Origin of the sequence: Desulfuromonas sp. AOP6 (genome assembly GCF_009731355.2) — a bacterium.
Taxonomy (GTDB): Bacteria; Desulfobacterota; Desulfuromonadia; order Desulfuromonadales; family SZUA-540; genus SZUA-540.
Genome location: NZ_AP022810.1, coordinates 518,053 through 544,651, shown reverse-complemented (window position 1 = coordinate 544,651; position 26,599 = coordinate 518,053). Strand labels below are relative to the sequence as shown.

At 60.5% G+C, this 26,599-nt stretch carries 31 protein-coding genes and 1 other RNA gene; 21 read left to right on the top strand and 11 right to left on the bottom strand.

Going from position 1 to position 26,599, the window contains the following annotated elements:
* The first annotated feature begins 115 nt into the window (after positions 1-115).
* The 5 genes from AOP6_RS02620 (at position 116) to AOP6_RS02600 (ending at position 5,045) form a co-directional block, all read left to right on the top strand.
* On the top strand, positions 116-988 hold the full coding sequence (locus AOP6_RS02620) for a 4Fe-4S ferredoxin (RefSeq protein ID WP_225897334.1): 873 nt from the start codon (positions 116-118) through the stop codon (positions 986-988).
* A gap of 9 nt (positions 989-997) precedes the next feature.
* Positions 998-2,797, top strand: coding sequence for a chorismate-binding protein (locus tag AOP6_RS02615; protein ID WP_155875083.1), 1,800 nt, complete (start codon positions 998-1,000; stop codon positions 2,795-2,797).
* A gap of 2 nt (positions 2,798-2,799) precedes the next feature.
* Entirely contained in the window at positions 2,800-3,930 is a 1,131-nt protein-coding gene (locus AOP6_RS02610) for a metallophosphoesterase (RefSeq protein WP_155875082.1), read from the top strand.
* Between the two features lie 95 nt (positions 3,931-4,025).
* Positions 4,026-4,271, top strand: a complete 246-nt coding sequence (locus AOP6_RS02605; protein ID WP_155875081.1) for a GSU3529 family protein — start codon at positions 4,026-4,028, stop codon at positions 4,269-4,271.
* A 42-nt stretch (positions 4,272-4,313) separates the two neighbouring features.
* Positions 4,314-5,045, top strand: a complete 732-nt coding sequence (locus tag AOP6_RS02600; RefSeq protein WP_155875080.1) for a DUF1847 domain-containing protein — start codon at positions 4,314-4,316, stop codon at positions 5,043-5,045.
* Positions 5,046-5,169: 124 nt separating this feature from the next.
* Here the strand turns inward: AOP6_RS02600 and AOP6_RS02595 are convergent, their stop codons facing one another.
* Positions 5,170-5,451 (bottom strand): type II toxin-antitoxin system RelE/ParE family toxin, encoded by a 282-nt coding sequence (locus AOP6_RS02595; RefSeq protein WP_155875079.1) that lies wholly within the window; start codon positions 5,449-5,451, stop codon positions 5,170-5,172.
* 3 nt (positions 5,452-5,454) lie between these two features.
* Positions 5,455-5,706 (bottom strand): type II toxin-antitoxin system Phd/YefM family antitoxin, encoded by a 252-nt coding sequence (locus AOP6_RS02590; RefSeq protein ID WP_155875078.1) that lies wholly within the window; start codon positions 5,704-5,706, stop codon positions 5,455-5,457.
* Between the two features lie 297 nt (positions 5,707-6,003).
* Here AOP6_RS02590 and AOP6_RS02585 point away from each other — a divergent pair, with 297 nt between their 5' ends.
* From AOP6_RS02585 to AOP6_RS02575, 3 genes are all read left to right on the top strand, one after another.
* A complete protein-coding gene (locus AOP6_RS02585; protein WP_155875077.1) occupies positions 6,004-6,468 on the top strand; it encodes an Lrp/AsnC family transcriptional regulator in 465 nt (154 codons plus the stop codon).
* 82 nt (positions 6,469-6,550) lie between these two features.
* On the top strand, positions 6,551-7,819 hold the full coding sequence (gene lysA, locus AOP6_RS02580; protein ID WP_155875076.1) for a diaminopimelate decarboxylase: 1,269 nt from the start codon (positions 6,551-6,553) through the stop codon (positions 7,817-7,819).
* A gap of 158 nt (positions 7,820-7,977) precedes the next feature.
* A complete protein-coding gene (locus tag AOP6_RS02575) occupies positions 7,978-8,724 on the top strand; it encodes a TIGR02266 family protein (RefSeq protein WP_213194730.1) in 747 nt (248 codons plus the stop codon).
* 51 nt (positions 8,725-8,775) lie between these two features.
* Here AOP6_RS02575 and AOP6_RS02570 read toward each other — a convergent pair whose 3' ends face one another.
* Together AOP6_RS02570 and AOP6_RS02565 are read right to left on the bottom strand one after the other, a co-directional pair.
* A complete protein-coding gene (locus AOP6_RS02570) occupies positions 8,776-8,925 on the bottom strand; it encodes a hypothetical protein (protein ID WP_155875074.1) in 150 nt (49 codons plus the stop codon).
* A gap of 122 nt (positions 8,926-9,047) precedes the next feature.
* Positions 9,048-9,965, bottom strand: a complete 918-nt coding sequence (locus AOP6_RS02565; RefSeq protein ID WP_155875073.1) for a DMT family transporter — start codon at positions 9,963-9,965, stop codon at positions 9,048-9,050.
* A gap of 200 nt (positions 9,966-10,165) precedes the next feature.
* Between AOP6_RS02565 and AOP6_RS15380 the strand changes: the two genes are divergently transcribed.
* Both AOP6_RS15380 and ssrS read left to right on the top strand, forming a co-directional pair.
* Positions 10,166-10,270: an RCKP-type rubredoxin-like domain-containing protein gene (locus tag AOP6_RS15380; protein WP_346015137.1), complete on the top strand. Its 105-nt coding sequence runs from the start codon at positions 10,166-10,168 to the stop codon at positions 10,268-10,270.
* A gap of 161 nt (positions 10,271-10,431) precedes the next feature.
* Positions 10,432-10,611, top strand: a non-coding RNA gene (gene ssrS, locus AOP6_RS02560) — 6S RNA.
* A 268-nt stretch (positions 10,612-10,879) separates the two neighbouring features.
* Here ssrS and AOP6_RS02555 read toward each other — a convergent pair.
* Positions 10,880-11,731 carry a response regulator gene (locus tag AOP6_RS02555; RefSeq protein ID WP_155875072.1) on the bottom strand — a complete coding sequence of 284 codons (852 nt, stop codon included), beginning with the start codon at positions 11,729-11,731 and terminating at the stop codon, positions 10,880-10,882.
* A 257-nt stretch (positions 11,732-11,988) separates the two neighbouring features.
* On the opposite strand from AOP6_RS02555, the gene AOP6_RS02550 reads away from it, so the two are divergent.
* The gene (locus AOP6_RS02550) at positions 11,989-13,329 is read left to right on the top strand and encodes a malic enzyme-like NAD(P)-binding protein (RefSeq protein ID WP_155875071.1); all 1,341 of its coding nucleotides are present in this window, start codon (positions 11,989-11,991) and stop codon (positions 13,327-13,329) included.
* Positions 13,330-13,410: 81 nt separating this feature from the next.
* Here the strand turns inward: AOP6_RS02550 and AOP6_RS02545 are convergent, their stop codons facing one another.
* A complete protein-coding gene (locus AOP6_RS02545; protein WP_155875070.1) occupies positions 13,411-13,905 on the bottom strand; it encodes a flavin reductase in 495 nt (164 codons plus the stop codon).
* Positions 13,906-14,048: 143 nt separating this feature from the next.
* On the opposite strand from AOP6_RS02545, the gene AOP6_RS02540 reads away from it, so the two are divergent.
* From AOP6_RS02540 to AOP6_RS02510, 7 genes are all read left to right on the top strand, one after another.
* Positions 14,049-14,516 (top strand): Rrf2 family transcriptional regulator, encoded by a 468-nt coding sequence (locus AOP6_RS02540; RefSeq protein ID WP_155875069.1) that lies wholly within the window; start codon positions 14,049-14,051, stop codon positions 14,514-14,516.
* Positions 14,517-14,557: 41 nt separating this feature from the next.
* Positions 14,558-15,478, top strand: coding sequence for a cysteine synthase A (gene cysK / locus AOP6_RS02535; RefSeq protein WP_155875068.1), 921 nt, complete (start codon positions 14,558-14,560; stop codon positions 15,476-15,478).
* Positions 15,479-15,603: 125 nt separating this feature from the next.
* Entirely contained in the window at positions 15,604-16,425 is an 822-nt protein-coding gene (larE, locus tag AOP6_RS02530; RefSeq protein WP_155875067.1) for an ATP-dependent sacrificial sulfur transferase LarE, read from the top strand.
* Positions 16,426-16,444: 19 nt separating this feature from the next.
* Positions 16,445-16,870 carry a hypothetical protein gene (locus AOP6_RS02525; protein ID WP_213194729.1) on the top strand — a complete coding sequence of 142 codons (426 nt, stop codon included), beginning with the start codon at positions 16,445-16,447 and terminating at the stop codon, positions 16,868-16,870.
* Positions 16,867-17,397: a thermonuclease family protein gene (locus AOP6_RS02520; protein ID WP_213194728.1), complete on the top strand. Its 531-nt coding sequence runs from the start codon at positions 16,867-16,869 to the stop codon at positions 17,395-17,397. Before AOP6_RS02525 ends, AOP6_RS02520 begins: the two co-directional genes overlap by 4 nt.
* 66 nt (positions 17,398-17,463) lie before the next feature.
* Positions 17,464-18,582, top strand: coding sequence for a mechanosensitive ion channel family protein (locus AOP6_RS02515; protein WP_155875065.1), 1,119 nt, complete (start codon positions 17,464-17,466; stop codon positions 18,580-18,582).
* Between the two features lie 326 nt (positions 18,583-18,908).
* Positions 18,909-19,775 (top strand): mechanosensitive ion channel family protein, encoded by an 867-nt coding sequence (locus AOP6_RS02510; protein ID WP_155875064.1) that lies wholly within the window; start codon positions 18,909-18,911, stop codon positions 19,773-19,775.
* A 109-nt stretch (positions 19,776-19,884) separates the two neighbouring features.
* Here AOP6_RS02510 and AOP6_RS02505 read toward each other — a convergent pair whose 3' ends face one another.
* Both AOP6_RS02505 and AOP6_RS02500 read right to left on the bottom strand, forming a co-directional pair.
* Positions 19,885-21,237 carry an acyl-CoA dehydrogenase family protein gene (locus AOP6_RS02505; protein ID WP_155875063.1) on the bottom strand — a complete coding sequence of 451 codons (1,353 nt, stop codon included), beginning with the start codon at positions 21,235-21,237 and terminating at the stop codon, positions 19,885-19,887.
* Positions 21,238-21,483: 246 nt separating this feature from the next.
* A complete protein-coding gene (locus AOP6_RS02500; protein WP_155875062.1) occupies positions 21,484-21,927 on the bottom strand; it encodes an Hsp20/alpha crystallin family protein in 444 nt (147 codons plus the stop codon).
* A 238-nt stretch (positions 21,928-22,165) separates the two neighbouring features.
* On the opposite strand from AOP6_RS02500, the gene AOP6_RS02495 reads away from it, so the two are divergent.
* Positions 22,166-23,299: a DUF362 domain-containing protein gene (locus AOP6_RS02495; RefSeq protein ID WP_155875061.1), complete on the top strand. Its 1,134-nt coding sequence runs from the start codon at positions 22,166-22,168 to the stop codon at positions 23,297-23,299.
* Between the two features lie 33 nt (positions 23,300-23,332).
* Complete coding sequence (locus tag AOP6_RS02490) at positions 23,333-23,722, top strand: OsmC family protein (protein ID WP_155875060.1); 390 nt, start codon at positions 23,333-23,335, stop codon at positions 23,720-23,722.
* A gap of 17 nt (positions 23,723-23,739) precedes the next feature.
* Here the strand turns inward: AOP6_RS02490 and AOP6_RS02485 are convergent, their stop codons facing one another.
* A complete protein-coding gene (locus AOP6_RS02485; RefSeq protein WP_213194727.1) occupies positions 23,740-23,988 on the bottom strand; it encodes a DUF4911 domain-containing protein in 249 nt (82 codons plus the stop codon).
* An 82-nt stretch (positions 23,989-24,070) separates the two neighbouring features.
* On the opposite strand from AOP6_RS02485, the gene ald reads away from it, so the two are divergent.
* On the top strand, positions 24,071-25,177 hold the full coding sequence (ald, locus tag AOP6_RS02480) for an alanine dehydrogenase (RefSeq protein WP_155875058.1): 1,107 nt from the start codon (positions 24,071-24,073) through the stop codon (positions 25,175-25,177).
* On the opposite strand, the gene nudC is transcribed toward ald, so the two are convergent.
* On the bottom strand, positions 25,174-26,058 hold the full coding sequence (gene nudC, locus AOP6_RS02475) for an NAD(+) diphosphatase (RefSeq protein WP_155875057.1): 885 nt from the start codon (positions 26,056-26,058) through the stop codon (positions 25,174-25,176). The genes ald and nudC overlap by 4 nt on opposite strands.
* Before the next feature lie 11 nt (positions 26,059-26,069).
* On the bottom strand, positions 26,070-26,585 hold the full coding sequence (locus tag AOP6_RS02470) for an NUDIX hydrolase (protein WP_225897333.1): 516 nt from the start codon (positions 26,583-26,585) through the stop codon (positions 26,070-26,072).
* Between the last annotated feature and the right edge of the window lie 14 nt (positions 26,586-26,599).

The window sequence follows — 26,599 nt, the reverse complement described above, 5'->3', positions numbered from 1 at the left end:
CCCTTCAGTCCGCTATATGCCGGAAGGATTAACCCCAGCAAAAGAGCGTATCGGGAAATCTGTTTGAAGCGCTGTCGGCTTCATGGCAAGATAAGACATTCCCGAGGAGGCGAATATGGCAAATCAAATCAGGGATCCCGGTGAGCGCCAGACCTGGATTCAGCAGGCCGTGGTCGATTTCTGGACTGGCAGCCCGCGCAATACCCTGGGCCCCGACAGCGACGAGAAAGCCTGGGACGAGCCGCTGCTGGCCTTTTCCCGCGGCGACGACCCCCTCTATGGCCGGATCAAGGCCGATCTCGGCGACTTCTACTGGACGCCTGCGGACGCTTTCCGGCTGGCCTTCCCCGCTGAACCTGCCGCGGCTGGCGACCTGACGGTGATCACCTGGGTGCTGCCGCAGACGGCAGCCACCAAACAGGAGCAGCGTCTGGAAAAGACCCTCCCCGGCCGGCGCTGGTCGCGCTCGCGTTTTTACGGGGAACAGTTCAACTGCGACCTGCGCCTGCATCTGGCCGGTCGGCTGACGGAAGCCGGCATTGCCGCCGTCGCCCCCGAGCGTCTGCCGGAATTCGGCTACCGCCGCTCAAAAACCTTCGGCCTGGCCTCCAACTGGTCGGAGCGCCACGCCGCCTTTATCGCCGGGCTGGGCACCTTCGGCCTCAGCGACGGTCTCATCACTCCGCGCGGCAAGGCGGTACGCATCGGCAGCGTTGTCGCCCGCATCGACCTGCCAGCGACACCGCGCCCCTATCAGAACCATCAGCAGTGGTGTCTGTGGTACGCCAAGGGAACCTGCGGGGTCTGCATCAAGCGCTGCCCGGCCGACGCCATAGGCAGCAAGGGGCATGATAAGGATCGGTGTCACGACTACATCCGCGCCGTGACCGCTCCTCACGCCCGCCAGCATTACGGCGTCGAGGCCACCCCCTGCGGCCTGTGCCAGTGCGCCGTTCCCTGCGAGTCACGCAATCCGACGAAAACCTGAGGGTCTAGAATGTCTGAGCCAAATCACTCCAACTGGCGCCCGCAGCACGGCGAAGCCCTTCTTTACGACCCCGACAGCGGCTGCTGGCTCTACTTCGCCCGTCCCCGGCACCTGCTGGAAGTCCGCGAAGCTGGGGCCATTCGCCAGACCCTGCGCCAGCTGGAAGAGGAGGTCGAGGGGAGCGGCCTCTGGGCCGCCGGTTTTCTGAGCTACGAGGCCGCCGCCGCGTTCGACGAAGCCTGCACCGTGCTGGCGGACGACGACTTTCCCCTGCTGTGGTTCGGGCTCTACGACGAGCCCCAGGTGGTGGAACTGCCGGCACCTCCCGCCGCCCTGCCCCGCCCGCCCTGGAAAGCCGCCTGCGATGAGGCGGCCTTCGCCGGAGCCGTGGCCACCATCCGCGAACGCATCGCCGCCGGCGAAACCTACCAGGTCAATTTCACTTTCCCCCTGCACAGCGACTTCCGTCAGGATCCCTGGCTCTTCTTCCTCGACCTCGTGCAGGGCCAAAAGGCCAGCGGCGCCGCCTACCTCGATACCGGCCGCTACGCCATGGCCTCGGCTTCCCCCGAGCTCTTTTTCCAGCGTCGCGGGCGACAGCTCTGGTCCCGGCCCATGAAGGGAACTGCCCCTCGCGGCCGCACGTTGGAGGAAGATCGCGCCCGAGGCGAAGAACTGCGTGCTTCCGAGAAGGACCGCGCCGAAAACCTCATGATCCTTGACATGATACGCAACGACCTCGGCCGCCTCGGCGGCGCTGTGCGGGTACCGACACTCTTCACCCTGGAGAAATATCCGACGGTCTGGCAGCTCACCTCCACGGCTGAGACGGAAACGGACGCCCCTCTCGACGAGGTCTTTGCCGCCCTTTTTCCCTGCGCCTCCATCACCGGCGCCCCCAAATACCGCACCATGCAGATCATCGCCGAGTTGGAGCAGCGTCCCCGCCGCCTCTATACCGGCGCCTTCGGCTATGTCGCGCCGCAGCGCCGGGCCCGCTTCAGTGTCGCCATCCGCACCGCCCTCATCGATCGCCAGCGCCAGCGCGGCACATACGGTGTCGGCGCCGGCATCACCTGGGGCTCCGAGGCCGGGGCGGAATACCGGGAGTGTCTGCAGAAAGGCCGCATTCTGACTCAATCCGCTCCCCCACCGACCCTGCTCGAATCCCTGCGCTGGACGCCTGAGGAAGGGCTCTTCCTGCGAGAAGAACACTTGCGGCGCCTGGCCGATTCCGCCGCCTACTTCGACCTCCCCTGGTCGCGGCACGAGGCTATCCGCCAGCTCGACCGCCTCACCGCCACGCTGCCGCCGCATCCCCATAAAATCCGCCTGCTCCTCGGCGCCGACGGCCACTACAATGGCGAGGCGCTCCCCCTGTCCCCCTCGCCGCCGGGCCCCCTGCGCCTGGGGCTCGCCCCCTTCCCTGTCGACTCCGCCGATCCCCGCCTCTACCACAAGACGACGCAGCGTCGGCTCTATGACGAGGCCCGACAGGCCTGCCCGGACTGCGACGACGTCATCCTGTGGAACGAGCGTGGAGAAGTGACCGAAACGACCATCGCCAACCTCGTGGTGGAGCGGGAAGACGGTCGTCTGATTACCCCCACCCTTGACTGCGGCCTGCTGCCCGGCACCTTTCGGGCCACCCTGCTGGCCCAAGGCACTATCGAGGAGGGTATCGTGCCGCTCGAAGAACTGCCCCGCTGCCGCCGTCTTTTTCTGATAAACTCTGTGCGAGGCTGGCGACCGGCCCTCTTCAGCCGGGACTTCGATCCCCGGCCTGAACTTTCCCATAAGGAGACATGAGGATGATCCTGTTCGTACTGACCTTTCTGCTCATCTATACCGCCATGCACGCCCTCGTCTTCTGGGGAATGCACCCGCTGCTGGCCGGCCATCCGGCCCTGCCGAGCCTGGCCTGGATCTGGATGGGCGCCATGATCGTCGCCCCGGTGCTGGTGCGCCTGCTCGACCATACCGGCCATGAACTCGCTGCCCGCGCTCTCGCCTGGGTCGGCTACAGCTGGATGGGCTTCGCCTTTCTCGCCTTCAGCCTCTGCCTCCCCCTCGCCCTCTGGGAGCTGGCCGCCTGGCTGCTGCCCAAAGTGGTCGGCAGCGCCCCTCATCTTTCGCTGCACGGCGCCGTCAGCGCCGGCGTCATCCTGCTGGTGACCCTGGCCACCGGCCTCTACGGTCTGCGGGAAGCCACGGACCTGCGCGTCGAAAAGGTACAGTTGACCAGCGCCAAGCTCCCCCCCGGCAGTCCCCCTCTGCGCATCGCCCAGATTTCCGACCTGCATCTGGGGCTGATTCTGCGCGACGAGGCGCTGGCCCCCATCATCTCCGAACTGCAGCAGCTGCAGCCCGACCTGGTGGTTGCCACCGGGGACATCGTCGATGCCCAGATCAATCATCTCGACGGCCTCTCCGAACTGTGGACCCGCATCGATCCCCCCCTGGGCAAATTCGCCATCATCGGCAACCATGAGGTCTACGCCGGCCTGGAGCAGGGACTCGACTTTCTGCAGCGCAGCGGGTTCCAGGTCCTGCGCAACCGGGCCCAGACTATCGGGGCAAATATCACCCTGGTCGGCGTGGACGATCCGACCACCCGACAAGCCATCAACGAAACGGAACTGCTCCAGGCGCTACCGACAGACCACCTCATCATCCTACTCAAACATCGCCCGCGCCTTGGCGCCGGCGCCGATGGCCTCTTCGACCTGCAGCTCTCCGGCCATGCCCACCGGGGCCAGATCTTTCCCTTCAACCTGCTCACCCGCCTCGAATTCCCCCTGCAGGACGGACTCCACCGCACCGAAAGGGGGAGTTATCTCTACGCCAGCCGGGGGACCGGCACCTGGGGACCGCCCATGCGGGTGCTGTCACCACCTGAAATCACCCTGCTGGAAATCAGTCCGGCCCCAGCCAGCCCCTGACTAGCCAGAAAAGAAACAGCGTTTGATTCTTTTCTGGTCATGAGTTTTCCCTTCTGCTATATTCGACAAATTAAATGTTAGGGGGGGGGACTCGCATGGATATTTTCGAGGTCTTGCGGCAGACCGTCGACCAACAGAGCCGCGACGGTGATCTGCCCGACTTCCTGTTGCCGCCCCTGACCGCCATCCTGACCAACCCGGACCAATACCGCGACCGGGAAGACCTGTTGCGCCAGTTGCTGGAGCAGCTCCGCAAATTCGGCCCCTACGCCGGTTCTGGCTGTTTCTGCGACAGCGCCGGCGTCGAGGATATCCGCCGCACCCTGCAACGTCTCGGCTAGCCCTTCCCGATCCGGTTGACCCTTGACAAGGAGACAATAACGATGAGCGACAAGACCACCCTTTCCTGCGCCACCTGCAGCGCCGTCTGGAACAAGCTCGGCACCACCAACTGCTGGAGCGACCCCAAAAGCCGACCGGGACAGCCGGGCTATTGCCCCTCTCAGCGAGAGAAAGAGGTCATCGACGACTCCTTTCAGAAGTACCTCGGCGACGATGCCGATGCCAAACTGGCGCGGGTGGCGGCGATCGTCGAAGGACTCTGCTACCAGCCCGTGCCGGGTTCCGACGCCGTCAACGCCCGCTGGACGCGAGTGGAAGACACCATCGCCCTGGCCAAACTCATGGGCTACCGAAAAATCGGCATCGGCACCTGCATCGGCCTGCTCGAAGAAACCAAACGGCTGGCCGACATCCTCACGGCCCAGGGCTTCGAGCCCATCTCCGTGTGCTGCAAAGCCGGCAGCATCGACAAGCTCGAACTCGATATCGATGAGAAGTACAAGGTGCGGCCGGGCACCTTCGAACCGGCCTGCAACCCCATCGCCCAGGCCAAGCTCCTCAACCAGGCAGGCTGCGACATGAACATCATCGTCGGCCTCTGCGTCGGCCACGACATGCTATTCGCCAAATATTCCGAAGTTCCCGTCACCACCCTGGTCGTCAAGGACCGGGTCACCGGCCACAACCCGGCGGCCGTGCTCTACGGCCAGAACTTCTACTACAAGCGCCTGCAGAAGCAGCCGGTCGTCGTTCCAGACCCGGACGAACTCTAACTCTCGTCGTCCCGATCACCGATAACAGGGGCAAAAATGGTATGAAAACATCATAAAAAATGGCCTCCCGATACATGGGAGGCCATTTTTGTATGTCATGATGACCAGGTTTCCAATGGTGATATTACCTTTTCAGGAATCGATACACGTCTTTGCGGTGTCCGATATGGACAATCAGGACCACAAGAACATCATCCTCAATCTGATAGAGAATCCGATAATCACCGATTCGAACTCTGTATATAGGAGGATCTTCCCCGGCAAGCTGTTTGATTCCGACAGGCACCGGATTCTCAGCCAGTGAGAGCAAAGCCTGATCAAGTCTTTTCAGCACGTTTCGATTGCTCTTGGCAACCTTGGCAAGTGCCTTATCCGCCGCCGGTGTCAGTTCAATGCGATAGGCCACGGATTACAATCCCAATTTTTTTCGAACTTCATCATAGGGAATCCGTTCGCCGCGAGATTCTACGATGGCTTCTCGAGCCGTTTTGATATCCAACTGATCTTCAAGCATCTCTAAAAGTTTGAGGTCGTCAATTGAAATTATGGCACCGACCTCCTTGCCGCGCTTGGTGAGAACAACACGTTCGTGTGTGTAGCGAGCCCTGTCAACGACCTCGCTCAAATTATCCCGCGCATCCGATACGCCAATTCGAGTCATATAGCACCTTCCTTTCTATTGTACGAATTGTACAATTTGTACACACCTGGGTCAATCGCAAAAACAGGGTAAGGCTCACGTAGATTCACAATACCCCTCACTGCACCCCAGGATCGGAAGATCATCATAAAAGTCTCTGGACTTGCGGAACCCGGCAAGCAAACGCTCAAGTCGTCAGCTTCCCTTCTCATATATTGCCTTAAAACAGGGTTCGAAGGGATCGGGATTTTCTGCGTACCGCCCCTTGACAAAGAGGGGCTAAACGAATAACATTCTCTGACATGGAGATTAAAGAGAATGTTTGACGATATTGACCTGCAGATTCTGCATATCCTTCAGGAAAAAGCGCGAATACCCAACGCTGAAGTCGCCCGACAGGTCGGCATGGCCCCCTCGGCCGTACTGGAGCGCATCCGCAAGCTGGAGGAACGGGGCATCATCGAGGGCTACGAGGTACGCCTCAATCCGCGTCATTTCGGCCAGAAACTCACCGCCTTCATCCTGGTCGAAGCCAGCCGGGCCGGTAACGGTCGGCTGGCTGGCGAACTGGCCGCCATCACCGGCGTGCAGGAGGTTCACCAGGTCGCCGGCGAGGATGGCTATCTGGTCAAGATTCGCGTAGCAGGCACCGAGGATCTCGGGCGTATTCTGCGCGACGACTTCATGGCCATCCAGGGGGTCATCTCGACCCGGACCCAGGTGGTGCTCTCGACCATCAAGGAGACCCGGCGTATTGATCTCGAACCGCCACCGGGCCCTTAGGCGGCCACGACCCAACACAACACTTACGAAACGACTGACCTTTTAACTTTTTTCACTAACCCGAAACCAGGAGAATCCCAGCATGCCTATGTCACAAGATTTTAAAAACCGTCTCTTTCCCGTGGCGAAGGATATCGCCGCCCACTACGGCACCCCCTTTCACATCTATGACGAAACCGGCATCCGTGAAACCGGCGAGAACCTGAAAAAGGCCTTTGCCGGCATCGACGGCTTTCAGGAATTCTTCGCGGTCAAGGCCCTGCCCAACAAAGCCATCCTGCGCCTGATGAAGGAGATGGGCTTCGGCTTCGACTGCAGCTCCATCCCCGAACTCATTCTGGCCCGTGAAGTCGGCGCCAAGCCCGAAGACATCATGTTCACCTCCAACAACACCAGCGAGGAGGAGTTCCTCTTCGCCGCCCAGGACGGCGGCTGCGTCCTCAATCTCGACGACATCAGCCTCATCAGCAAAGTGCCCGTCTTCCCTGAGCTGATCTGCTTCCGCTACAACCCCGGGCCCCGCCGCACGGGCAACGTCATTATCGGCAACCCGGTGGAAGCCAAGTATGGCGTCACCCACGAGCAGGTCATCGATGCCTACCGTATGGCCCAGGAGCGCGGCGCCAAGCGCTTCGGTCTGCACACCATGGTCGCCTCCAACGAGCTCGACTACACCTATATGGTGGAGACGACCCGCATGGTGCTCGACATCGCCGAACTGGTGGAAAAAGAGCTCGGCATCCGCTTCGAGTTCGTCAACATCGGCGGCGGTTTCGGCATCCCCTACAAGCCCGAACAGCAGCCCCTCGACCTGGCGGCCATGTCCAAGGAGATCACCGCCCAGTTCGACGCCTTCAAGACCAAGCACGGCTACGCCCCGCGTATGTACATGGAAAGCGGCCGCTACATGACCGGCCCCCACGGCGCTCTGGTGACCACCGCCATCAACCACAAGGACACCTACCGCAAGTACGTCGGCGTCGACGCCTGCATGTCCTCGCTGATGCGCCCGGCCCTGTACGGCTCCTATCACCACATCGACGTCCTCGGCAAGGAAGACCAGCCCCGCAGCGAGGTCTACGACGTGGTCGGCTCCCTGTGCGAAAACAATGACAAGTTCGCCATCCAGCGCGAGCTCCCCCCCATCGTCGAGGATGACCTCGTCATCATCCACGACACCGGCGCCCACGGGCACGCCATGGGCTTCCAGTACAACGGCCGCCTGCGTCCCAAGGAGCTGCTGCTGCACGGCGACGGCCGCGTCGAGCTGATCCGCCGGGCCGAGACGGTGGAGGACTACTTCGCCACCTACAACTTCACTCCGGACACCTTCGTGCCGCAAAAGGGGTGAGATAAAGGGTCTCCCGACCCCATAAAAAAGGCTGCCGGCTTCGGCGGCCTTTTTTTATGGGGTCGATACCTTTACTCCAGGAGGGGACAGCGAGTCACTGGCGCAAAAATTGCTTAAAAAAGCGATCAGCTCGGCAATTCGCCACAAGGAGGCAAAGGGTGAAAACAGCTAAAAAAATTCTTCTGGTCGATGACGTGAAGTTTTTTCTGGATATGGAAAAATCGTTTTTTGCCCGGGAGAACATCCAGGTTACCACTGCGCAGAGCGCCCGCGAGGTGGTTCCGCTCATGCGCGCGCTGCGACCGAACCTGGTCATCATGGATCTTCATATGCCGGAAATGGATGGCGCTACCTGCTGCCGGCAGATCAAGAGCGACCCCGAACTCTTCACCACCCCGGTCATTCTCATCAGCGACAGTGAAGACCTGGATGAGCGGGAACTCTGTCGGAATGCCGGCTGCGACGAAGTCATTTCGCGGCCCCTGAACCGCCATCGCCTGCGTCAGGTCGCCAGAGAATTCCTGCAGATCGCCGAACGCGCCACTCCACGGGTCAAAATCCGGATGCTGGTTCACTACGGCGTCGAGGATGAAAAGACCCTGCATGATTATTCCGTCAACATCAGCGCTGGAGGCATTTTTCTGGAGACCTCCCATCCCATGCCGGTGGACACGCCGGTGACGCTTGATTTTTTTGTCCCTGGTGTCGAGGAGACGATCCGCTGCAAAGGGCGGGTCACCTGGCTGAATGCCGCCCTGAGCAAAACCAAACCGGACTTTCCAGCCGGCGTCGGCATCGCCTTTGAGGAAATACCGGCCGCCGACAGCCAGCGCATCCGGGAATTCATCCATGCCGAATGCGCACCCCTTCCGGGCGGAGACTGGGCTCAGCAGGCCAACCTGTAAAGAGGGAAAAGGGAAAGGAGAAGAACGGGAGAAGGGAGGGGGGAAGCGGCCCTACTGACGGACCACACAGAGCACGATGACGTTGCCTTCGGGCTTGTTCTGCAAAAATTTCTTCTGCGCTTCTACCGGCGTATCGGCTTCGATCAGCTGTTCCCTGACCTCGCCATCTATTTCGTAAGACACTTCGTAAAGATTCATCATCCATTCCTTCTGAAAAAAAGGTCAGCGGGGCTGATATTAGCGCTGAAGGCTGCCGCCTGTCAACAGACCCTCTGCTGCTACCCCATCCCGAAACGGCGCTCCATCCCGACAAGAAAATTCACTCAAACAGCGCCTGCTATTTGCCGCCTTCGCACAAAAAAGCCGGACAGTTCCGAAAACAGCATGCCGGCCAGCATGAACAGGCAGCCGAGCAGGCCGCGAGCCGACAGGGTTTCCCCCAGGATCAGCCACCCACCCAGTGCGGCGAAGGCGCCTTCGAGGCTGAGAATAATGGCCGTATGGGCGGGATGGGCCTCGCGCTGGGCGATAACCTGCAGGGTGTAGGCGACCCCGACGGACATCAGACCACCATAGAGGATGGGCAAGGCCGCAGACAGCAGGCCCTGCAGGCTGATCACCTCCAAGACGACCGCCGTGGCCAAGCTGAGCAGAGAGCAGACGGCAAACTGGATACATGACAGGCGGATGGCGTCCACGCGGGGAGACAGCCAGCCGATAAGCAGAACATGCCCGGCCCAGAAAAAGGCGCCAAGCAGTTCCAGCAGATCCCCGAAGGCGATGGTGAACTCTTCCGTCACACAAAGCAGGTAGAGGCCGAAAACGGCCAAAGTGGCCCCTGCCCAGGTGCCGGCTTGAGGGCGCTGACGCCAGATCAAGCCCAGAATGGGTACGAGAATCACATAAAGTCCCGTGATAAACCCCGCTTTGCCGGCAGTCGTATAGACGAGGCCGACCTGTTGCAGAGAAGCACCGGTAAAAAGGGCCAGTCCGGCAGCAATTCCACCCCAGAGCAAAACCTTGCCGGCACGGTCAGTCGAGGCGACCAGGGCCCTGTTAACCCTTCGCCGGCTCAGAAGCCACAGCGGGACCAGGGAAAGACTGCCCAGGGCAAAACGAACCCCATTAAAGGTAAAGGGCCCTACGTGGTCCATGCCCAGACGCTGGGCGACAAAGGCAAAGCCCCAAATCGTTGCCGTCAGCAACAAAAGCACATCAGATTTAATAGCCGCACTTTTCATAAGGCACTAAATTCCAGCGACAAACAGGACAAATCGACTCCCTTTTCGGCGCGGAAGATACCCTTCTACTTTCCCGAAGTCAAGAGCTCTTGTCAGCCGTCTCCCCCCTTTGTCGTCAAATTCTTCTTGACAAAGTATTTCTAGCCGGTAAAATTATTACCAATTTGGTCATATTAACATCAACACCAAGGAGAGAGCCAATGGCCCAGTGGAGTTGTGAAAAATGCGGTTATGAAAAAGAAGGGCGCTGCAAACCCAAAAAGTGTCCGACCTGCAACGAGCAGACAACTTTCGTCAAAAAATAAACACCTTCCCCAGCGGGCGCTTCCGTTCCCCTCCTCGGAGCGCCCGCTTCTTCCTTCCCTGCTGAAAAAGGGCAACGATCGCGGATAAAAAAAAATTCATCCAGGCTCTTTACCCCGGGAAATATCCTGCTAGACTAAATTCAAACGCAACATTGATCTTTGAAACTCTGGGATGTTCGATACTGGACTTTGATTTATCCTCAACACCAGGAGAAATTACTTTCCCGGTTAAAAAGGTGGTGAGCAAGCCCGCCCTTGAGCGGGACGCCTGAAGCCTCTTTCAGGGAAAGGCTTTTAACGTTTGCGGAAACTCAGGACGAGGTCGACATCCCGGAGTCATTAACAGAAAACGAAGTCGATGTGATGCGGCCTGACGCCGGACGCCGTCCATCCCTCCGCCAGGGGCGTACAAACCCCCGTAAAGAAGCGGACCCCGAACGCGAATCGGTTTAGCAGGTAAAACGGCCTGTTTGGCCGACGCGATGAGGGATCCGGCTCAGCGGAAAGGAATAGAGCGGGCCAAAATTCATCGACTTCGTTCTTAATGAAAAGAGGCCCCACCCTGACCGGATGGGGCCTCTTTTTGTGGTGAGAGCCGATCTTAAATCGTCACACCTCGATGGGTTCGTCCACTTTGCCGTAGGTGAAAACCAGAGCCCGTTTCGTGCGGGCGAGCAGACGCTCCGGCGGTAATGGCGCACCAAGATAGTCGAAATAGCCCCCATCCAGGAGGTCGACCTCTTCCTGCAGGCTGGGCGTCCCAGTCACGGCGATGGTGGGAATTTTCCGGGTCACATCATTGGATTGCAGAATCTGCACCATTTCAAAGCCATCCATCTGAGCCATGGCCGTGTCGACCAGAACCAGGTGCGGCGAGTGACGGAGGACCGCTCTGAGCCCTTCAGCCATATCCTCCCCGCCATAAATCTCGTATCCCTCAGCCGCAAGGGTCTCCCGGATCTTTTGCACCAGGGCACTTTCCGAACCCACCAGCAGAATCCGCCAGCGCCGGTTGAGCACGCCGACCGTTTCCCCAAAATAATGGCGCCTGACCGCGCTCTGGATCTCGGTTGGTGTCGTCAGGAAGGGGACAATCCGCAGATTGAGTCGATGGCTCAAATCGTCAAGGCTTTCGCGGTCAGCCGGATTGACGACCGCCAAAAACAGGGCCTTTTCGGTGCGTCGCAAGGGAAAGACCAGGCGTTCGAGGGCTGTTTGCGCATCCAGAAGATGCAGGGTGCTTTCAGAAACAGGCCGCTCGGCAATCTTGGACACCGCCTGCATCCCATACTGATGGGCGAGAACCAGAGTGATGTCCTTCTCGCTGATCAGCTCCAGATCCTCCAGGATCTTTCCCAGCCTCTCCCCTTTTTGCTCCTGCAGGGCCAGAGCCCTTTCCAGGTTGAGTTGGGTCAGCACCCCTGCTTCAACCAGAATTTCACCAAATCGTTTGCGCTCCACGGATCAACTCTCCCTGAACCAAGGCGCCTGGAGGCGCGGGGATGACTGCGACGGATCAAACTACAATAGGACCAGGACACCGATCAAGTTTTATGATTTTAATCCAGCTCGCCCGCGTCGCTTTTTCATTGCGTGGATGCCCAACCGGGCATAAAATCGCTCCCATTCAAACCACGGCCATTGCCAGCCCCGGATGATCAGGTAAAAATAAGGGAAACTGAAAATCGATTACCACAAACAAAGGGGAATCCACTTCCATGGAAATTGAAAAAGGCGCCGGCAAAATTGCCAAGACTCTCAGGGTTTTGATCCAGGACAAACCGGGTTATCTCGGTAAACTGACCTCGGCCATCGGCATGGCAGGCAGCAACATAGGCGACATCCGGCTTGTGCGCATGGGCCGTACCCATAACACCCGTGAGATGACGATCTACGTCGACTCGGAAGAGCAACTGGAAACGATCCTCGACGATATCGCCAAGGTCGAAGGCATCATCGTCGAAGAGGTTATCGACCTGGTGCACCAGCTGCACGAGGGCGGAAAGATCGCCATGAAGAGCCGACTTCCCATCAACACCATTGGCGACATCCGCAAACTCTACACGCCGGGGGTCGCTTCCATCTGCCGGGATATCCAGAAGAAGCCCGAGCTGGCCTATCGCTACACGGCCATTCCCAACCAGGTGGCCATTGTCACCAACGGCACCGCCATCCTGGGACTGGGCAACATCGGCGCCGTCGCCGGCATGCCGGTCATGGAGGGCAAAGCTGCCCTCTTCGACCGCCTCGTCAATGTCAGCGGCATCCCCATCCTCATCGAAAGCCTGGACCCACAGGTCATCATCGACACGGTCAAAAACATCGCCCCCACCTTCGGCGCCATCAAGCTGGAGGATATCGCCGCGCCCGAGTGTTTTGCCATCGAGGATGCCCTGGACGAGGCCCTGGACATCCCCGTCATGCATGACGATCAGCACGGTACGGCGGTCGTGGTGCTGGCGGCCCTGCTCAACACCACCCACTTTTCCGGTCTCATGCTGAGCAAATCGACCATCGGCGTCATTGGCCTTGGCGCGGCCGGCATGGGCATCTCGAAGCTCCTGCTCTCCTACGGCGTCAAGAAAGTCATCGGTACCGATCTCAAGGCCGAATCGCGCGACATGCTCGAAAAGGCTGGTGGAGCTGCCGGTACCCTGGCCGACGTCATGGCCGAGGCGAATATCGTCATCGCCACCACCGGCTGCCCCGGTCTTATCAAGCCTTCCATGGTCCGCAAGGGGCAGGTGATCCTGGCCCTGTCCAATCCCAACCCGGAAATCACCCCGGAAGACGCCATGGCGGCCGGCGCCTCCTTCGCCGCCGATGGCAAAAGCGTCAACAACGCCCTGGGCTTCCCCGGCATATTCCGAGGCGCCCTTAACGTGCGGGCGACCCGTATCAACAACAAGATGAAGATCGCCGCCGCCAAGGCCATCGCTGCCTGCGCTGAGGAAGGGGAACTGGTGCCGTCTATCCTGCATAAGGAGGTTCACGCCAAGGTGGCCGAAGCGGTGGAACGGGCCGCCCTTGAATCGGGCATCATCAAGCCCTGGGAGTGATCAGGTCGATACCGAGAGAAAACAGGCAGGAAAAGGGGCGAAGAGCCCCTTTTCTTTTTGGATCCAAAAGATGACGGTGTGCTAACGCCGCCCTGAGGTGTAGCGGCCGAAATCCAGTGCTTCCGCCATGGAAACAGGAGACTTGTCGGCATACAGGGCGACCACCCTGCCACTGAGGACATCCTGCCCGTAGCGGCTATTCAACACGGGCTGGTCACATACCAACTGCACCGGGCACTCGTCGATGGCGGTAATCTCCAGGGACCTATCATGCCAGGGCGTCAGTTCCGGGGCGCACTCCATATCGGGATTCTTCGTCATCAGCCAGGTGATCAGCGGCGACGAATCGAGCAGGGAATCAGGAGGAAGATTGACCACGAACCGAGAGACTCCCTGCATCAGAGGCCGCGTCGCACAACCGTGCCTGAAAGCCAGGGTCAGAAGCGGCGGGCTGCACCAGACGACCCCCATCCAGGGGGAGGGCAGCAGACAGGTTTTACCCTGGGGACTGTTGAAGGTGACCAGGGCCGCCGGGGTCGGATAGAAGGCCGGGTCAAGAGATGAGAGGTTGGACATAGGCGGCCTCCAAAAGACTCAAGAAATTCTATGTAATGGGAAACCAAAAAATCACGTTAATCAAGGGAGAATATCGCTTAATTCTTGACATGGGTTATAAGGTTTATAATAATTGGCCATCACACCATACAAGGAGATTTCCCGTGAAGCTTTCGACCAAAGGACGTTATGGAGTCAGAGCCCTTTTCGACATGGCCTATCATTCCGGCGCCCTGCCAACTCAGATCAAGGATATTTCCCGGCGCCAGGACATTTCGCCCCGCTACCTCGAACAGATTTTTCAGGACCTTAAAAAAGCGGGCCTGCTCAAAAGCAAGCGCGGCCCCCAGGGTGGGTATGTGCTCTCCCGCAAGCCGGAAGAGATTCGCGTCAGCGATATCATACTGGCCACGGAAGGGGAGCTCTTTCTGGTCACCTGCACCAAGGAGACCGAGGACTGCCACGGCAAATGCGATTTTGACGGCCTCTGTGTTACCCAGCTCGTCTGGTCGGAAGCCAACCGCCGCCTCAACGAGTACTTTGCGTCCCTGACCCTCAAAGATCTCTGTGAAAAGGCCAAGGACATGGGGATGGAAAAAGAACTCGATCACCGGTTCATGTATTTTATCTGATTTGCCCCCTCTTCACCACCCCCACGGCCAAGGAATTTATCATGCCCATCGTTTTGAGCGAAAATCCACTGGGACAGATCGGCAACACGCCCTTGGTGTGCCTGACCAAATTGACGGACGCCAACAGTGCTACCATCTGGGGTAAAATGGAAGGACTCAATCCTGGTGGCAGCGTCAAAGACCGCATTGCTCTGGCCATGGTCGAAGCGGCCGAGGCGGCCGGAGAAATACGCCCCGGCGACACTCTCATCGAGCCGACCAGTGGCAATACGGGCATCGGCCTGTCGCTGGTCTGCGCCGTCAAGGGTTATCGCCTGATTTTGACCATGCCCGAAACCATGAGCCTGGAGCGACGCCGCCTGCTGAGCGCCTACGGGGCCGAACTGGTTCTCACTCCCGGCAACCTCGGCATGCGCGGAGCGATCGACAAGGCGGAGGATCTGGCCGCGAGCAACGGCAGCCTTATGCTGCACCAGTTCAAAAACAGGGCCAATCCCCGCGTCCACGAACAAACGACCGGCCCGGAAATCGCGGAGGCCCTAAATGGCAAGATCGACGCCTTTGTCGCCGGCGTCGGCACGGGCGGCACCATCACCGGCGTCGGTCGGGTTCTGCGCCGGCACAACCCAGGCGTCCACATTGTCGCCGTGGAACCGGCAGCTTCCCCCGTGCTCTCCGGTGGCGATCCCGGGCCGCACATGATTCAGGGCATCGGTGCCGGCTTTATCCCCGACACTCTCGACACCTCGATCTACAATGAAATTCTGCCGGTCAGCAACGAGGAAGCCATGAACACAGCCCGCCGCCTGGCCCGGGAGGAAGGTCTTTTCGCTGGCATCTCGGCCGGAGCCAACGTCTTTGCCGCCATGCAGGTTGCCCGTCGCCTGGGGGCTGGCAAGAACGTGGTGACCATTCTCTGCGACACGGGCGAACGCTACCTCTCCACCGGCATCTTCGATTAGGGACGTTCGTATTCTCCGTCAGGTCGAAAACGGGGACCTCCATCAATTCATCAGGCCGGGCTTCCCCGGCCTTTTTGTTAACCTGACACCGTCTCCGGGCGAAGAAGTCGCGCAAAGGCTGGAAGATGTCTCCATCTGTACCGTACACCCGTTTACTGGCTCATCTGACTCCAATGGGCCGCGTGGCCGTCGCCTTTTCGGGCGGCGTCGATTCGACCCTGCTGCTGCATGCCGCCGTGGAGGCGCTGGGGACGGCAAACGTTCTGGCGCTCACCGCCGCATCAAGAGTTCTCCCCCGGCAGGAGTTGGAGGACAGCCGTGCTTTTACCGCGTCAAGAGGCCTCCGTCACGAATTCGTCGACATCGACCCGCTGGCGCAGGAAGAGGTCCGGGCCAACGATCCCCGGCGCTGCTATTTCTGCAAACAGCTTATTTTTTCCCACCTTCTCCAGCGTGCAAAGACAGCTGGCTTCGACAGCCTTATCGACGGCACCAACGCCGACGACGCCCTCGATTACAGGCCAGGGACCCAAGCCGCCCGCGAACTGGGTGTACGCTCCCCCCTGGAGGAAGCCGGACTGGGCAAGGCCGACATCCGCGCCCTGGGCCGCCAGGCGGGGCTGCCGGGCTGGGACAAGCCGCCGCTCACCTGCTATCTGACCCGCTTCCCCTACGGGACGACCATCACCGCGGAGCGCCTCCACCAGGTCAGCCGCTGCGAAGAATTTCTGGCCAGCCGCGGTTTTACAGGGTTCAGGGTACGCTACCATGATCAGGTCGCGCGCCTCGAAATGTCCCCAGACCAATTTCAGCGACTGCTCGACCCGTCTCTGCGGCACGAAGTCATCGCGACCTGTCGTCAGGCCGGTTTTACCTACGTGGCCCTCGACCTGGACGGATACCGTCAGGGCAGCCTGAACCCGACGGGTCTTTCAGCCAACTCGTGATGTTCACAGGAGAGTCCTTATGCATCGAACCCGCGCCCTGTTAGCCGTCTGCGCCTGCGCCGGCATGATCGGCGCTTTCGCCTCCAGCCTTTTTCTCTGGGCTGTGGATCACTGGCACTTCTCTCCGCTGGCGGGGGCGATTATGGATGCTCCCCTCGCCCCCGAATGGCTCTACCCCCGCCTCTTTCGGGGCAGCGCCTGGGCCTTGCTCTTTTTCGTCACTGTCGCCTCGCCGCGAAGTCGCCGGCAGTGGATTCGCAAGGCACTCTGGGTCAGCCTTATACCGGCGGCCTACCACCTGCTCTATGTCTTTCCCCAGCTCACGCCCTACGGTGTTTTCGGTTTCAATCTGGGTGTGGCGGCGCCTCTTTTCGTGCTTCTGCTCCACGGGGTGTGGGGCTCCTTTACGGGCCTTTTCGCTCGGCTGCTGTGGGGTCGGCCGTGAGGCTTCGCCGCTTTTCCATCCCCATCGGGACATTCACTGTGCTTCTGCTCCTGGCCCTGCTGTCGGGGATGCAGAAGCTGCCCTCGTCCCCGCCCGCGTCCGCAGGCCTCGCCGGCACCGTCGAATGGATCTATGATGGCGACACCCTGAAAGTATCCGGCATCGGCAAAGTGCGCCTCCTCGGCATCGACACGCCGGAACATGAAGATTCCAGTCGCGATCGCGGCCTCACCCGCCTGGGCGTCCCTGCCAAGAATCTGCGGCCCATGGCCAAGGCGGCCCTGCAGCACAACATCGCCCTCGTTAAGAACCGCACCGTGCGCCTGGTCACCGAAGCGGAAGAACGCGATCGCTACGGTCGCCTGCTGGCCTACGTCTACCTGGAGGATGGTACCCTGCTCAACCGCCTCCTGCTCGAAAAGGGATTGGCCGTGGTCTATCGACGCTTCAGCTTCGCCCAAAAAAACGAGTTCCTGCGGGCCGAAAAAACGGCCCGTGAGGCTGGACTCGGTCTCTGGGCGCCCTAGCCCTGCCTTGCATTCCCCCGGTGTATCTGCTAAGAAAGGCCCCTAACCACACACCGGGAGTGACTCATGGAAACCCTGCACACCCTTTTTGATCAGCATATTTTCGGCATCGGCCTCGGCCGCTACGCCACAGCCTTCGGCATCCTGTTGGCGGCCCTGATTCTCCGGCGCGTCGCCGACCACCTGTTCAACCGCTTTCTCGTGCCGATGGCTGAAAAATCCGCCAACCCCTACGACGACCTGACCCTGCGGAGCCTGCGCAAACCGGGCACCTTTCTCTTCACCCTGATCGGCCTCTTCCTGGCGGTCCAGGTTCTACAGCTGCCGGTGGAACCGATGGATGTCCGCCGCTTCGCCCACGCCCTGCTCAAGGTACTCATCACTTTCGACATCGCCTGGGCCCTGTTCAATCTGGTGAGCGTGCTCGAAGCCTATCTGACCAAATGGGCCCACCGCACCGACTCAACCCTCGACGACAATCTGCTCCCCTTCGTCCGCAAGAGCCTGCGGGTGTTTATCGTCTTCATGGCCTTCCTCATGGCCATCCAGAATCTCGGCTACTCCATTTCGGGACTACTCGCCTCCCTCGGTATCGGCGGCGTCGCCGTGGCCCTGGCCGCCAAGGACACCCTCTCCAACATTTTCGGCTCCTTCATGATCATCCTCGACCGCCCTTTCTGCGTCGGCGACTGGATCAAAGCGGGAGATATGGAGGGGACCGTCGAGGAGGTCGGCTTTCGTTCCACCAAAATCCGCACCTTCGCCCAGACCCTGATCTCCGTCCCCAACAACGTCATCGCCAACATGCCCCTGGACAACTTCAGCCGCATGCCCAAGCGCCGCATCAAAATGACCGTCGGCGTGACCTACGAAACGACTCCGACCCAGATGCGCGAGGCGGTAGAACGCATCCGCGCGCTGCTGCGCCGTCATCCGGCCATCGACCAGGATTTCTTCCTCGTCAACTTCACCGACTTCGGCGCCTCCTCCCTCGATATCATGGTCTACTGCTTTACCACCACGACGGTCTGGGCCGACTACCTCGACGCCCGCCAGGACGTCTGCCTGCAGGTTATGGATATCCTCGAGGACCTGGGCCTGGAGATCGCTTTTCCCAGCCGCAGCATCTATCTGCGCGGCAAGGAAGAGGACGGTCTGCCCGCCCCGGCTGACGCCAAGGCCTGAGGCGAAAAAGAGCGGAAGCCAGCAAGGCCTTCCGCTCTTTTCGTCTGTCGTTATTCAGCACGTTTTCACCTTCACCTCCACCTCAATCGGGCGGGGCAGGTCATGTCTTCCCGCACACCGCCCCTGCATGCCCCTGGCGTTGAAATCCCCTTGCCAGCTGATACTATCTACAAGATGAACAATGCGGGACTGCCATACAAATATTCTCCCGGGTCATACGGAGCTTCCTGACATCTTCTGGAGTGTCAAGCACGCCCTTCCCTTTCTATAGCCTGTCCTCTGTTCATGACATGGCCCTTAAATCGACATTAAAACTGGAGGATTTCATGACGTCATACACTTCGGCTATTTCGGAGAGACTAGAGGGCTTTCTGAGTCCTCAGGCTGTGGGCAAACTGCTTACCGAATGGACCATCAACCTCGTCGTGGCCCTCGTAATACTTATCGTTTTTTATGCCCTGTGGCGAATAGTACAGGTCCTGATGCGTGGGACCTTTCGGCGCAAGATGGATGAAACGAGCTTTTCCTTTCTTGAAACAATCGTTAAATTTTCCCTGCTGACGATCGGTGTCGTCAGCGCCCTGGACTCTGCAGGCATCAAAACCTCGGCCTTGCTGACATCCCTGGGCATTGTCGGGTTGACGATCGGCTTTGCCGCCCGCGATGCCTTGTCCAACCTCATTTCCGGAATCCTGATTTTCATCGACCGCCCCTTCGTTCTCGGAGACCTTGTTGAGATCGAGGGGGTATATGGACGGGTCGACCGGATCACCCTGCGTTCGACCCGGGTGGTCACTTCCGACGGCCGCATGCTGGCCGTGCCGAATACTCAGGTTATCAACAAGACCGTTGCCTCCTATACCAACTTTCCGCACCTGCGCATTGATGTAAAGGTTACGGTCGGGGTTCTGGAGGATTTAGACCACATCCGCGGGCTATTGCTGGCACTGGTACAGGACGATCCGGCATTCATGACCAGTCCCGCGCCGCGCGTGGTGGTCACAGAACTGAACGATTACAATGTGGCGGTGGAACTGCAGGCCTGGCTCGATGATGAAAAAAGGCATGTCGAAAAACGTTTCGAGCTAAGGGAAAAGGCTTTCAAGACCCTGAATCAGGCGGGGGTGGAATTGCCTTTCGAAACCCTCAAGCTCCAGCCTCTGGATGTCACTCTGGTGGGTTCCAAATCCTGAACCTTTGGAAACGTCCTGTCTGGTCGACAAAGTAGAGCGGAAGCCAACAAGGCCTCCGCTCTACTTACGTTGCACTCAAAAAATCGCTTTCACCTTCCCTCCAGCCGTTTCACTCTTCCTCGCCTGCCGGCCAGATGCGCTTAAAAGCCGTCCGCGGGAAAAAACAGACAGGGCACTGCGCCGGGGCCTCGTCGCCATAATGGACATGCCCGCACATACGGCAACGCCAGGCCGCAGAAGAGCCTTCGGCAGAGGACTCCGGGTTCAGATCGACCCCTCGCATCAAGGGGAACTGATCGAGGGCAGGCATGGCAGGGACGTACTTCTCCAGGGCATGGCCGGCGAGGACCATCCGCTGAATTTCGCTGGTTCCCTCGTAAATGGTGAAAAGCCGCACATCCCGCAGCAGTTTCTCGAGAGGGAACAGCCGGGTATACCCGTAGCCGCCAAAGATCTGCAGGGCCTCGTTCACCACTTCCATGGCCGTTTCCGTCGCCACCATCTTGGCTATTGAGGCCGAAATGGTAGGGTCGTGCCCGCCATCGGCCTCCCAGGCCGCTTTCCAGACAAGCAGCCGGGCCGTCTCCACCTTCTGGTACATCTCGGCGATTTTGAACTGGATGGCCTGAAAGTTGGCCAGCGGCGCTCCGAAAGCCTGGCGTTTTTTGGCGTAGTCGATGGCGTATTCCATGGCCGAACGGGCCGCCCCTACGGCAAAGGCACCGATAACGGGTCGCGTCCGGGCGAAGGTCTTCATGGCCAGGGCAAACCCCTCTCCCGGCGGGGCGATGACATTGTGCCGGGGTACGCGGACATTGCGGAAATGAAGTCCCGCCGTATTGGAGCAGCGCTGTCCCAGCTTGGGGATGTGTTCTCCGACCTCAACCCCCTCCCAGGATTTTTCCACCAGAAAAGCACCGATTCCTTTGTGACCCGCCTGGGGGTCGGCGGTGGCGAACACGGTCATGTAATCCGCGATGCCGCCATTGGTGATCCAGAACTTGGTGCCGTTTAAAAGGAAGTCGTCGCCATCGGGTTTGGCCTGACAGCGCATGCCCGCGACATTGGAGCCCATGGTTGGCTCTGAGGTGGCAAAGCAGATGTACTTGCCCTCTTCAAGTATCCGCCTGAAATATTCCTTTTTCAGCGCCTCGTTCCGGCAAAGAAGAAGGGGCTCGAACCCGAGGGAGTTGTCAAAGACGGACGTGGCCACGCCCGGGCAGGCCGCGGCGATCTCCTCGGAGATCAGCACGCTGTCCAGAATGCCGTGCCCCCTGCCGCCGTATTCAACCGGAATATCGTGGTTTAGAAAACCTTCCTCCCGTGCCCTTTCAAGCAGAAAGAGAGGGATCTCGTCACGCTCATCGTAATGCCAGGAAGCAGGCAGAACTTCCGTGCGGGCAAATTCCCTCGCCCTGAGCCGGAGCTCCTCCTGGGCGGCAGACAGCGAAAAATTCATCATGCAAACTCCTTCGAATGGGGATGACAAAATAGCATGAGCCAGAAGGGTCAGGTCTCAACCGCCCACAAACCCAAAGAGAGACTTCTGCAGAGCGTGCGAGACGCTCCCAACGCGATTACAAACCACAACATCACGGGTAGATTCACCTTGAACTAGAACCCACTACCGCTAAACCAGCTCCACACAAATAGAGCGGAAGCCGGCAAGACCACCTCTCTACGTCGTTTGCAGTCAACACAGCACTTTCTACTTCACCTCCACCTCGATCTGGCGAGGATGGTCGCTTGATTTTTTGGGAAGGACAACCTTGAGGACGCCTCTGTCGCAGCGGGCGCTAATGCGCTCCTGGTCGATGGTGGCGGGCAGGGAGAAACTGCGACGGAAGCTGCCGTAGCTGCGTTCGATGCGGTGATAGTTCTGCTGCTTTTCTTTGCGTTCCAGTTCGCGGCAGCCGCTGATGACCAGGGTTCCCTCTTCGAGGGTGACGTCGATGTCTCTCTGGTCGACCTCGGGCACTTCCATCTTGACCACCACCTCCGCTTCGTCCTCGTAGATATCGACGGCGGGGTGCCAGCTGCCGCTCTCCACCGGTTCACCCAGGCTGCGCTGGCGGCTCAGGTCGAACAGACGATTCATCTGCTCCTGCATCAACTGCAGCTCTTGTAGCGGATTCCATTTGCCCGTGGCCATGATTCTCTCCCTCCTGGCGGTTGGCCGGCCCCAGAACACCAGGACCGGTTTTTTTACGCTAGATTAACAAAAAGCCGGCCGCATGCAATGGAAACCTCTATTTCACAAGAGACGCCTTGAAAGTTATCAGGCCGAAGGACGGAGGAACGGTTGACCTTGTAGGGACTAGCGGCCATAATTTAGAGGTAAACACGGCCTTCGACCCTGCTACGTCCTTATCCCGACAAAGGAGATCCTCATGAGTTCTCAGGTTCCCGTCCATTTCGCCGACATGCGTGCCGGCCACCGAGAAAATCTCTTCAACAAGCTGACGCGCCTGTTGGACGCCGCCGGCATCGACCGCATTGTCCGCCGCGGCGACCTGACCGCCGTTAAAATCCACTTCGGCGAAAAAGGCGGCCATGCCTACATCCGCCCCACCTTCCTGCGCCGTGTGGTCGACCGGGTCAAAACACTGGGTGGCAAGCCTTTTCTTACCGACTCCTGCACCCTCTACCCCGGCGAACGCAAAGAAGCCGTCTCCGCCCTGACCTGCGGCATCGAAAACGGCTTCGCCTATGCCGTCGCCGGCGCCCCCCTCATCATGTGCGACGGCCTGCGCGGCCAGTCGGCCACACGCGTCCCCAGCGAGGGCGGCCTGCTCGCCTCGGTTTCCATCGCCCAGGAAATCCTCGAAGCCGATGTCCTCATCGCCGTCTCTCACTTCAAGTGCCACGAACTCACCGGTTTCGGCGGTGCCCTCAAGAATCTGGGCATGGGCTGTTCAAGCCGCGAAGGCAAACTGGAGCAGCACTCCAACGTCGCCCCCAAGGTGGCGGAGAAGTTCTGCACTGCCTGCGCCGCCTGCCTGAAAGCCTGTGCCCACGGGGCCATCGCCTTCGTCGAGGGCAAGGCTTTCATCACCGCCGCCAAATGTACCGGCTGCGGGCGCTGCATCACCGTGTGCGAGGAAAAGGCCATCCAGATTCAATGGAACGAGGAAGCCCCGCTGGTCATGAAGAAGATGGCCGAGTACGCCAAAGGGGCCGTGCGGGGCAAGGACGGCCAGGCCCTGTTCGTCAATTTCATCACCCAGGTTTCTCCCTCCTGCGACTGCTACGGCCATTCGGACGCCCCCATCGTGCCGGATATCGGCATCCTGGCTTCCACCGACCCCGTCGCTCTCGACCAGGCCTGCGCCGACCTGGTCAACCAGGCCCAGGGTCTGCCAAACACGGCCCTGCAGCAGGGGCATGAGCCGGGCGGCGACAAGTTCAGGGGGGTTCACCCCGCTATCGACTGGGAGATTACGCTGGAACACGCCGAGGCCATCGGCCTGGGGCGGCGCTCATACGAGCTGATACGGCTGGAACCGCAGGGGAAGAGCTGGTAAGCGGAAATTTGTTAGCAAGAAAGGAGGCAAAACATGCCCATGGAGATCACTTTTCCCGGCGGCGCGGCGGTCAACGCCAGTGTGCGCGGCTTCACCATTCACACCGACCAGCCCGAAGAGGATGGCGGCGGCAACAGCGCCCCGGCCCCCTTCGAGTTTTTTCTGTCCTCCATCGGCACCTGCGCCGGCTACTACGCCCTGCGCTTCTGCCAGCAGCGGCAGCTCTCCATGGAAGGGTTGAAGCTGTTGATGGATTGGGAGCGGGACCCTGACAGTCATCGCCTCACCCGGGTGAGGCTGACCTTTGAACTGCCCGCGGACTTTCCGGAAAAGTACGGCAAGGCCATACTGCGGGCGGCGGGTCAGTGCTCGGTTAAGCGCGCCATCCTCGACCCACCCGAATTCGACATGCGTATCGCCTGAAAAAGGCGGCACCTGGCTTAAAGCGGGGGGTAGGCGGCGGCAATCGCCGGATCCTGTTCTTCCAGGGGGAGTTCCTGGGCGAGGGCGCTCAGCAAGGCTTCGGCGTCGAGGCGGCGCGAGGGCGGGTAGGCGATCTCCACCAGGGCCTGCCGACTGTCGAGGGTGCGGATAAAGGCGAGACCGTCATAGCTCTCCAGCACGAAGCGCAGGTAGGCGATATGCTGGCGAGGGGTGAGATAAACACGTTTAACAAAAGGGGTGTCCATAACGGGCTCCTGGCCGCTGACCGGCCTCAACAACACCAATGAGAAACAGGGCGATACACGTTCGAAAGAAAGGACAGCCGCCATGATCGTCGCCGTGCCCAAGGAAATCAAGACCCGAGAATACCGCGTCGGCCTGACCCCGGCCGGGGCACGTACCCTTGTCGAGGATGGCCACCAGGTGTTGGTGGAGTGCCGGGCCGGCGATGGCAGCGGCCTCGACGACGACCAGTATGCGCGGGCGGGGGCGGAAATCGTCCCGACGGCAGCCGAAATCTACCGCAGGGGGGAGCTGATCGTCAAGGTGAAGGAGCCGCTGCCGGTGGAATATCCCCTGTTGCGGCCGGGACAACTCCTCTTCACCTATCTTCATCTGGCCCCGGCCCCGGAGCTGACGGCGGCCCTGCTCGACAGTCAGGTCACCGGCATCGCCTATGAGACGGTGCAACAGACGGACGGCAGTCTGCCGCTGCTGCACCCCATGAGCGAGATTGCCGGCCGCATGGCCGTGCAGGTGGGAGCCCATTTTCTCGAGAAGGAACAGGGGGGCAAGGGGGTGCTGCTGGCGGGAGCCCCCGGTGTGCGCCGGGGCAAGGTGATGATTCTGGGGGCCGGCACGGTGGGGAGCAACGCGGCCCGCCTCGCCGTGGGCATGGGCGCCGAAGTCACGGTACTCGATATCGACCCGACCCGGTTGGCCGCCCTTGACCAGCACTACGGCAACCGCCTGCAGACCCTGATATCCAACTCGCAGACCATCGAGGAAGAAATCCGCCGCGCCGATCTGCTCGTCGGCGCCGTCCTCGTCGCCGGCGCCCGGGCGCCCGAGCTGGTGAGCCGCGAGATGGTCGGGCTCATGGAGGCGGGCAGTGTCATTGTCGACGTGGCCGTGGATCAGGGGGGCTGCGTCGCCACCATCCATCCCACCACCCATGATGAGCCGACTTATGTGGTCGATGGCGTCATCCACTACGGCGTCGCCAACATGCCGGGGGCGGTGAGCCGGACCAGTACCTTCGCCCTGACCAACCGCACCCTTCCCTACGTGCGCGCCCTGGCAAGAAAGGGGCTGGCCGATGCCGTGCGCAGCGATGCGGCGCTGGCCGGCGGCCTCAATACTTACGCCGGTCGCCTCTGCAACGAAGCGGTGGCCAGGGCCCAAGGCAGAACCTACACACCTTTTTCGGCCTAAGCCTGCAGGTCGAGGAAGTGATCGAGCAGATAGCGGGCGATGCTGCGCTGGGGCGGCAGCGTGGGAAGATCCGCCAGGGGAAACCAGCGCGCATCTTCCAGCTCCTTCTCTTCCACCCGCACCTCGCCCCCGTCATAGTCGGCGACGAAACCGGCCATCAGTTGACTGGGGAAGGGCCAACTCTGGCTCCCCACGTAGCGCAGGTTCTTCACCCGCACCCCTGTCTCTTCCAGCACCTCACGGGCCACCGTTTCCTCCAGACATTCGCCGAACTCGACAAAACCGGCCACCAGGCTGTAGCGCCCGGCGGGCCATTCGCGCTTGCGGACCAGCAGCACTTCGCCCGCGCGCCGCACCAGCACGATGATACAGGGGTGGATGTGGGGGAAATGGGCATAATGGCAGGCGACGCAGGCCTTGCCCCATTCGCCGGGCAGATGTCGAAGCTCGCCGCCGCAACCGGAGCAGAAGCGGCTGTTCTTCTCCCAGTGAAGAACCTGATGCGCCAGCCCCCCCAGGGAGAGCTGCGCCGCATCGAGACTGGGCGTCGTCGCCAGCAGATTGTGCAGAGAGAATCCCGCCGGCGCCTCGAACTGCCTGGGCAGGCGCGCCGCATAGAGAGGCTGACCGTCCCAGCTGCCCAGAAAGACGGCGTGAGCGCACGGCAGCTCGGCAAAACCGGGGCCTCCGGTTTCGGGCCAGGTCGGCTCCCCCTGGGATGGCGCGGTCATGAGCACTTCGGTGCCGCGCAGCAGCACCCAATGGGCGGCAGCCGTCCCCACCGCCTGGTCGGGGGTGGCCAGCAGCAGCCGCCCGTCCAGAGCGGCGTGGTTGAAGGGGAGATGCAGCGGCGAATCATAGGAAGAAGGCAATGAGGGCATCGGATTCCGGTTCACAGGGCGTGACTCTGCCGATAGAGAAGGAGGGCCAGTTGCGTTTTAGCATCGGGAATCTGCCCGGTGCGAAGCAGATCCAGAGCCTCGGCGAAGGACATGGGCACCGCCTCGATATATTCGTCGGGCTCCGGCGCCGCCGGCACCTCAGTCAGGTCGCGAGCGACAAAGAGGTGCACCACCTCGTCGCAGAAACCGACAGCGGTGAGCATCTCGCCCAGGCGTTCGACCAGGCCGGCCCGGTAGCCGACCTCCTCCTGCAGTTCACGGTGAATGCAGGTCTCCGGCGCTTCGCCCCCTTCGAGGCGACCGGCGGGAATCTCCCAGATCATGCCGCCGGCGGCAGGCCGGAACTGGCGGATGAGCAGGACGCGGCCGTCGTCGAGGATGGGCAGGACGGCGGCGCCGCCGGCATGATGCACCATCTCGAAATCGGCGCGGCGGCCGTCGGGCAGCTCATGCTCCTCGATAGCCAGGGAAATGACGCGGCCATTGAAAATCTGCTGTTTTTTCATGATCAAAGCTCCTG

What these genes read in the sequence shown, in the direction of transcription:
- AOP6_RS02490 (WP_155875060.1), top strand. Translation starts at nt 23,333, where the DNA reads ATGCCCATGGAGATCACTTTTCCCGGCGGCGCGGCGGTCAACGCCAGT.
- AOP6_RS15380 (WP_346015137.1), top strand. Translation starts at nt 10,166, where the DNA reads ATGGCCCAGTGGAGTTGTGAAAAATGCGGTTATGAAAAAGAAGGGCGC.
- AOP6_RS02590 (WP_155875078.1), bottom strand. Translation starts at nt 5,706, where the DNA reads ATGACTCGAATTGGCGTATCGGATGCGCGGGATAATTTGAGCGAGGTC.
- AOP6_RS02470 (WP_225897333.1), bottom strand. Translation starts at nt 26,585, where the DNA reads ATGAAAAAACAGCAGATTTTCAATGGCCGCGTCATTTCCCTGGCTATC.
- AOP6_RS02485 (WP_213194727.1), bottom strand. Translation starts at nt 23,988, where the DNA reads ATGGACACCCCTTTTGTTAAACGTGTTTATCTCACCCCTCGCCAGCAT.
- AOP6_RS02600 (WP_155875080.1), top strand. Translation starts at nt 4,314, where the DNA reads ATGAGCGACAAGACCACCCTTTCCTGCGCCACCTGCAGCGCCGTCTGG.
- AOP6_RS02515 (WP_155875065.1), top strand. Translation starts at nt 17,464, where the DNA reads ATGGAAACCCTGCACACCCTTTTTGATCAGCATATTTTCGGCATCGGC.
- AOP6_RS02505 (WP_155875063.1), bottom strand. Translation starts at nt 21,237, where the DNA reads ATGATGAATTTTTCGCTGTCTGCCGCCCAGGAGGAGCTCCGGCTCAGG.
- AOP6_RS02545 (WP_155875070.1), bottom strand. Translation starts at nt 13,905, where the DNA reads ATGTCCAACCTCTCATCTCTTGACCCGGCCTTCTATCCGACCCCGGCG.
- nudC (WP_155875057.1), bottom strand. Translation starts at nt 26,058, where the DNA reads ATGCCCTCATTGCCTTCTTCCTATGATTCGCCGCTGCATCTCCCCTTC.
- AOP6_RS02510 (WP_155875064.1), top strand. Translation starts at nt 18,909, where the DNA reads ATGACGTCATACACTTCGGCTATTTCGGAGAGACTAGAGGGCTTTCTG.
- AOP6_RS02565 (WP_155875073.1), bottom strand. Translation starts at nt 9,965, where the DNA reads ATGAAAAGTGCGGCTATTAAATCTGATGTGCTTTTGTTGCTGACGGCA.
- AOP6_RS02615 (WP_155875083.1), top strand. Translation starts at nt 998, where the DNA reads ATGTCTGAGCCAAATCACTCCAACTGGCGCCCGCAGCACGGCGAAGCC.
- cysK (WP_155875068.1), top strand. Translation starts at nt 14,558, where the DNA reads ATGCCCATCGTTTTGAGCGAAAATCCACTGGGACAGATCGGCAACACG.
- AOP6_RS02605 (WP_155875081.1), top strand. Translation starts at nt 4,026, where the DNA reads ATGGATATTTTCGAGGTCTTGCGGCAGACCGTCGACCAACAGAGCCGC.
- AOP6_RS02550 (WP_155875071.1), top strand. Translation starts at nt 11,989, where the DNA reads ATGGAAATTGAAAAAGGCGCCGGCAAAATTGCCAAGACTCTCAGGGTT.
- AOP6_RS02570 (WP_155875074.1), bottom strand. Translation starts at nt 8,925, where the DNA reads ATGATGAATCTTTACGAAGTGTCTTACGAAATAGATGGCGAGGTCAGG.
- AOP6_RS02620 (WP_225897334.1), top strand. Translation starts at nt 116, where the DNA reads ATGGCAAATCAAATCAGGGATCCCGGTGAGCGCCAGACCTGGATTCAG.
- larE (WP_155875067.1), top strand. Translation starts at nt 15,604, where the DNA reads ATGTCTCCATCTGTACCGTACACCCGTTTACTGGCTCATCTGACTCCA.
- ald (WP_155875058.1), top strand. Translation starts at nt 24,071, where the DNA reads ATGATCGTCGCCGTGCCCAAGGAAATCAAGACCCGAGAATACCGCGTC.
- lysA (WP_155875076.1), top strand. Translation starts at nt 6,551, where the DNA reads ATGCCTATGTCACAAGATTTTAAAAACCGTCTCTTTCCCGTGGCGAAG.
- AOP6_RS02495 (WP_155875061.1), top strand. Translation starts at nt 22,166, where the DNA reads ATGAGTTCTCAGGTTCCCGTCCATTTCGCCGACATGCGTGCCGGCCAC.
- AOP6_RS02610 (WP_155875082.1), top strand. Translation starts at nt 2,800, where the DNA reads ATGATCCTGTTCGTACTGACCTTTCTGCTCATCTATACCGCCATGCAC.
- AOP6_RS02585 (WP_155875077.1), top strand. Translation starts at nt 6,004, where the DNA reads ATGTTTGACGATATTGACCTGCAGATTCTGCATATCCTTCAGGAAAAA.
- AOP6_RS02525 (WP_213194729.1), top strand. Translation starts at nt 16,445, where the DNA reads ATGCATCGAACCCGCGCCCTGTTAGCCGTCTGCGCCTGCGCCGGCATG.
- AOP6_RS02500 (WP_155875062.1), bottom strand. Translation starts at nt 21,927, where the DNA reads ATGGCCACGGGCAAATGGAATCCGCTACAAGAGCTGCAGTTGATGCAG.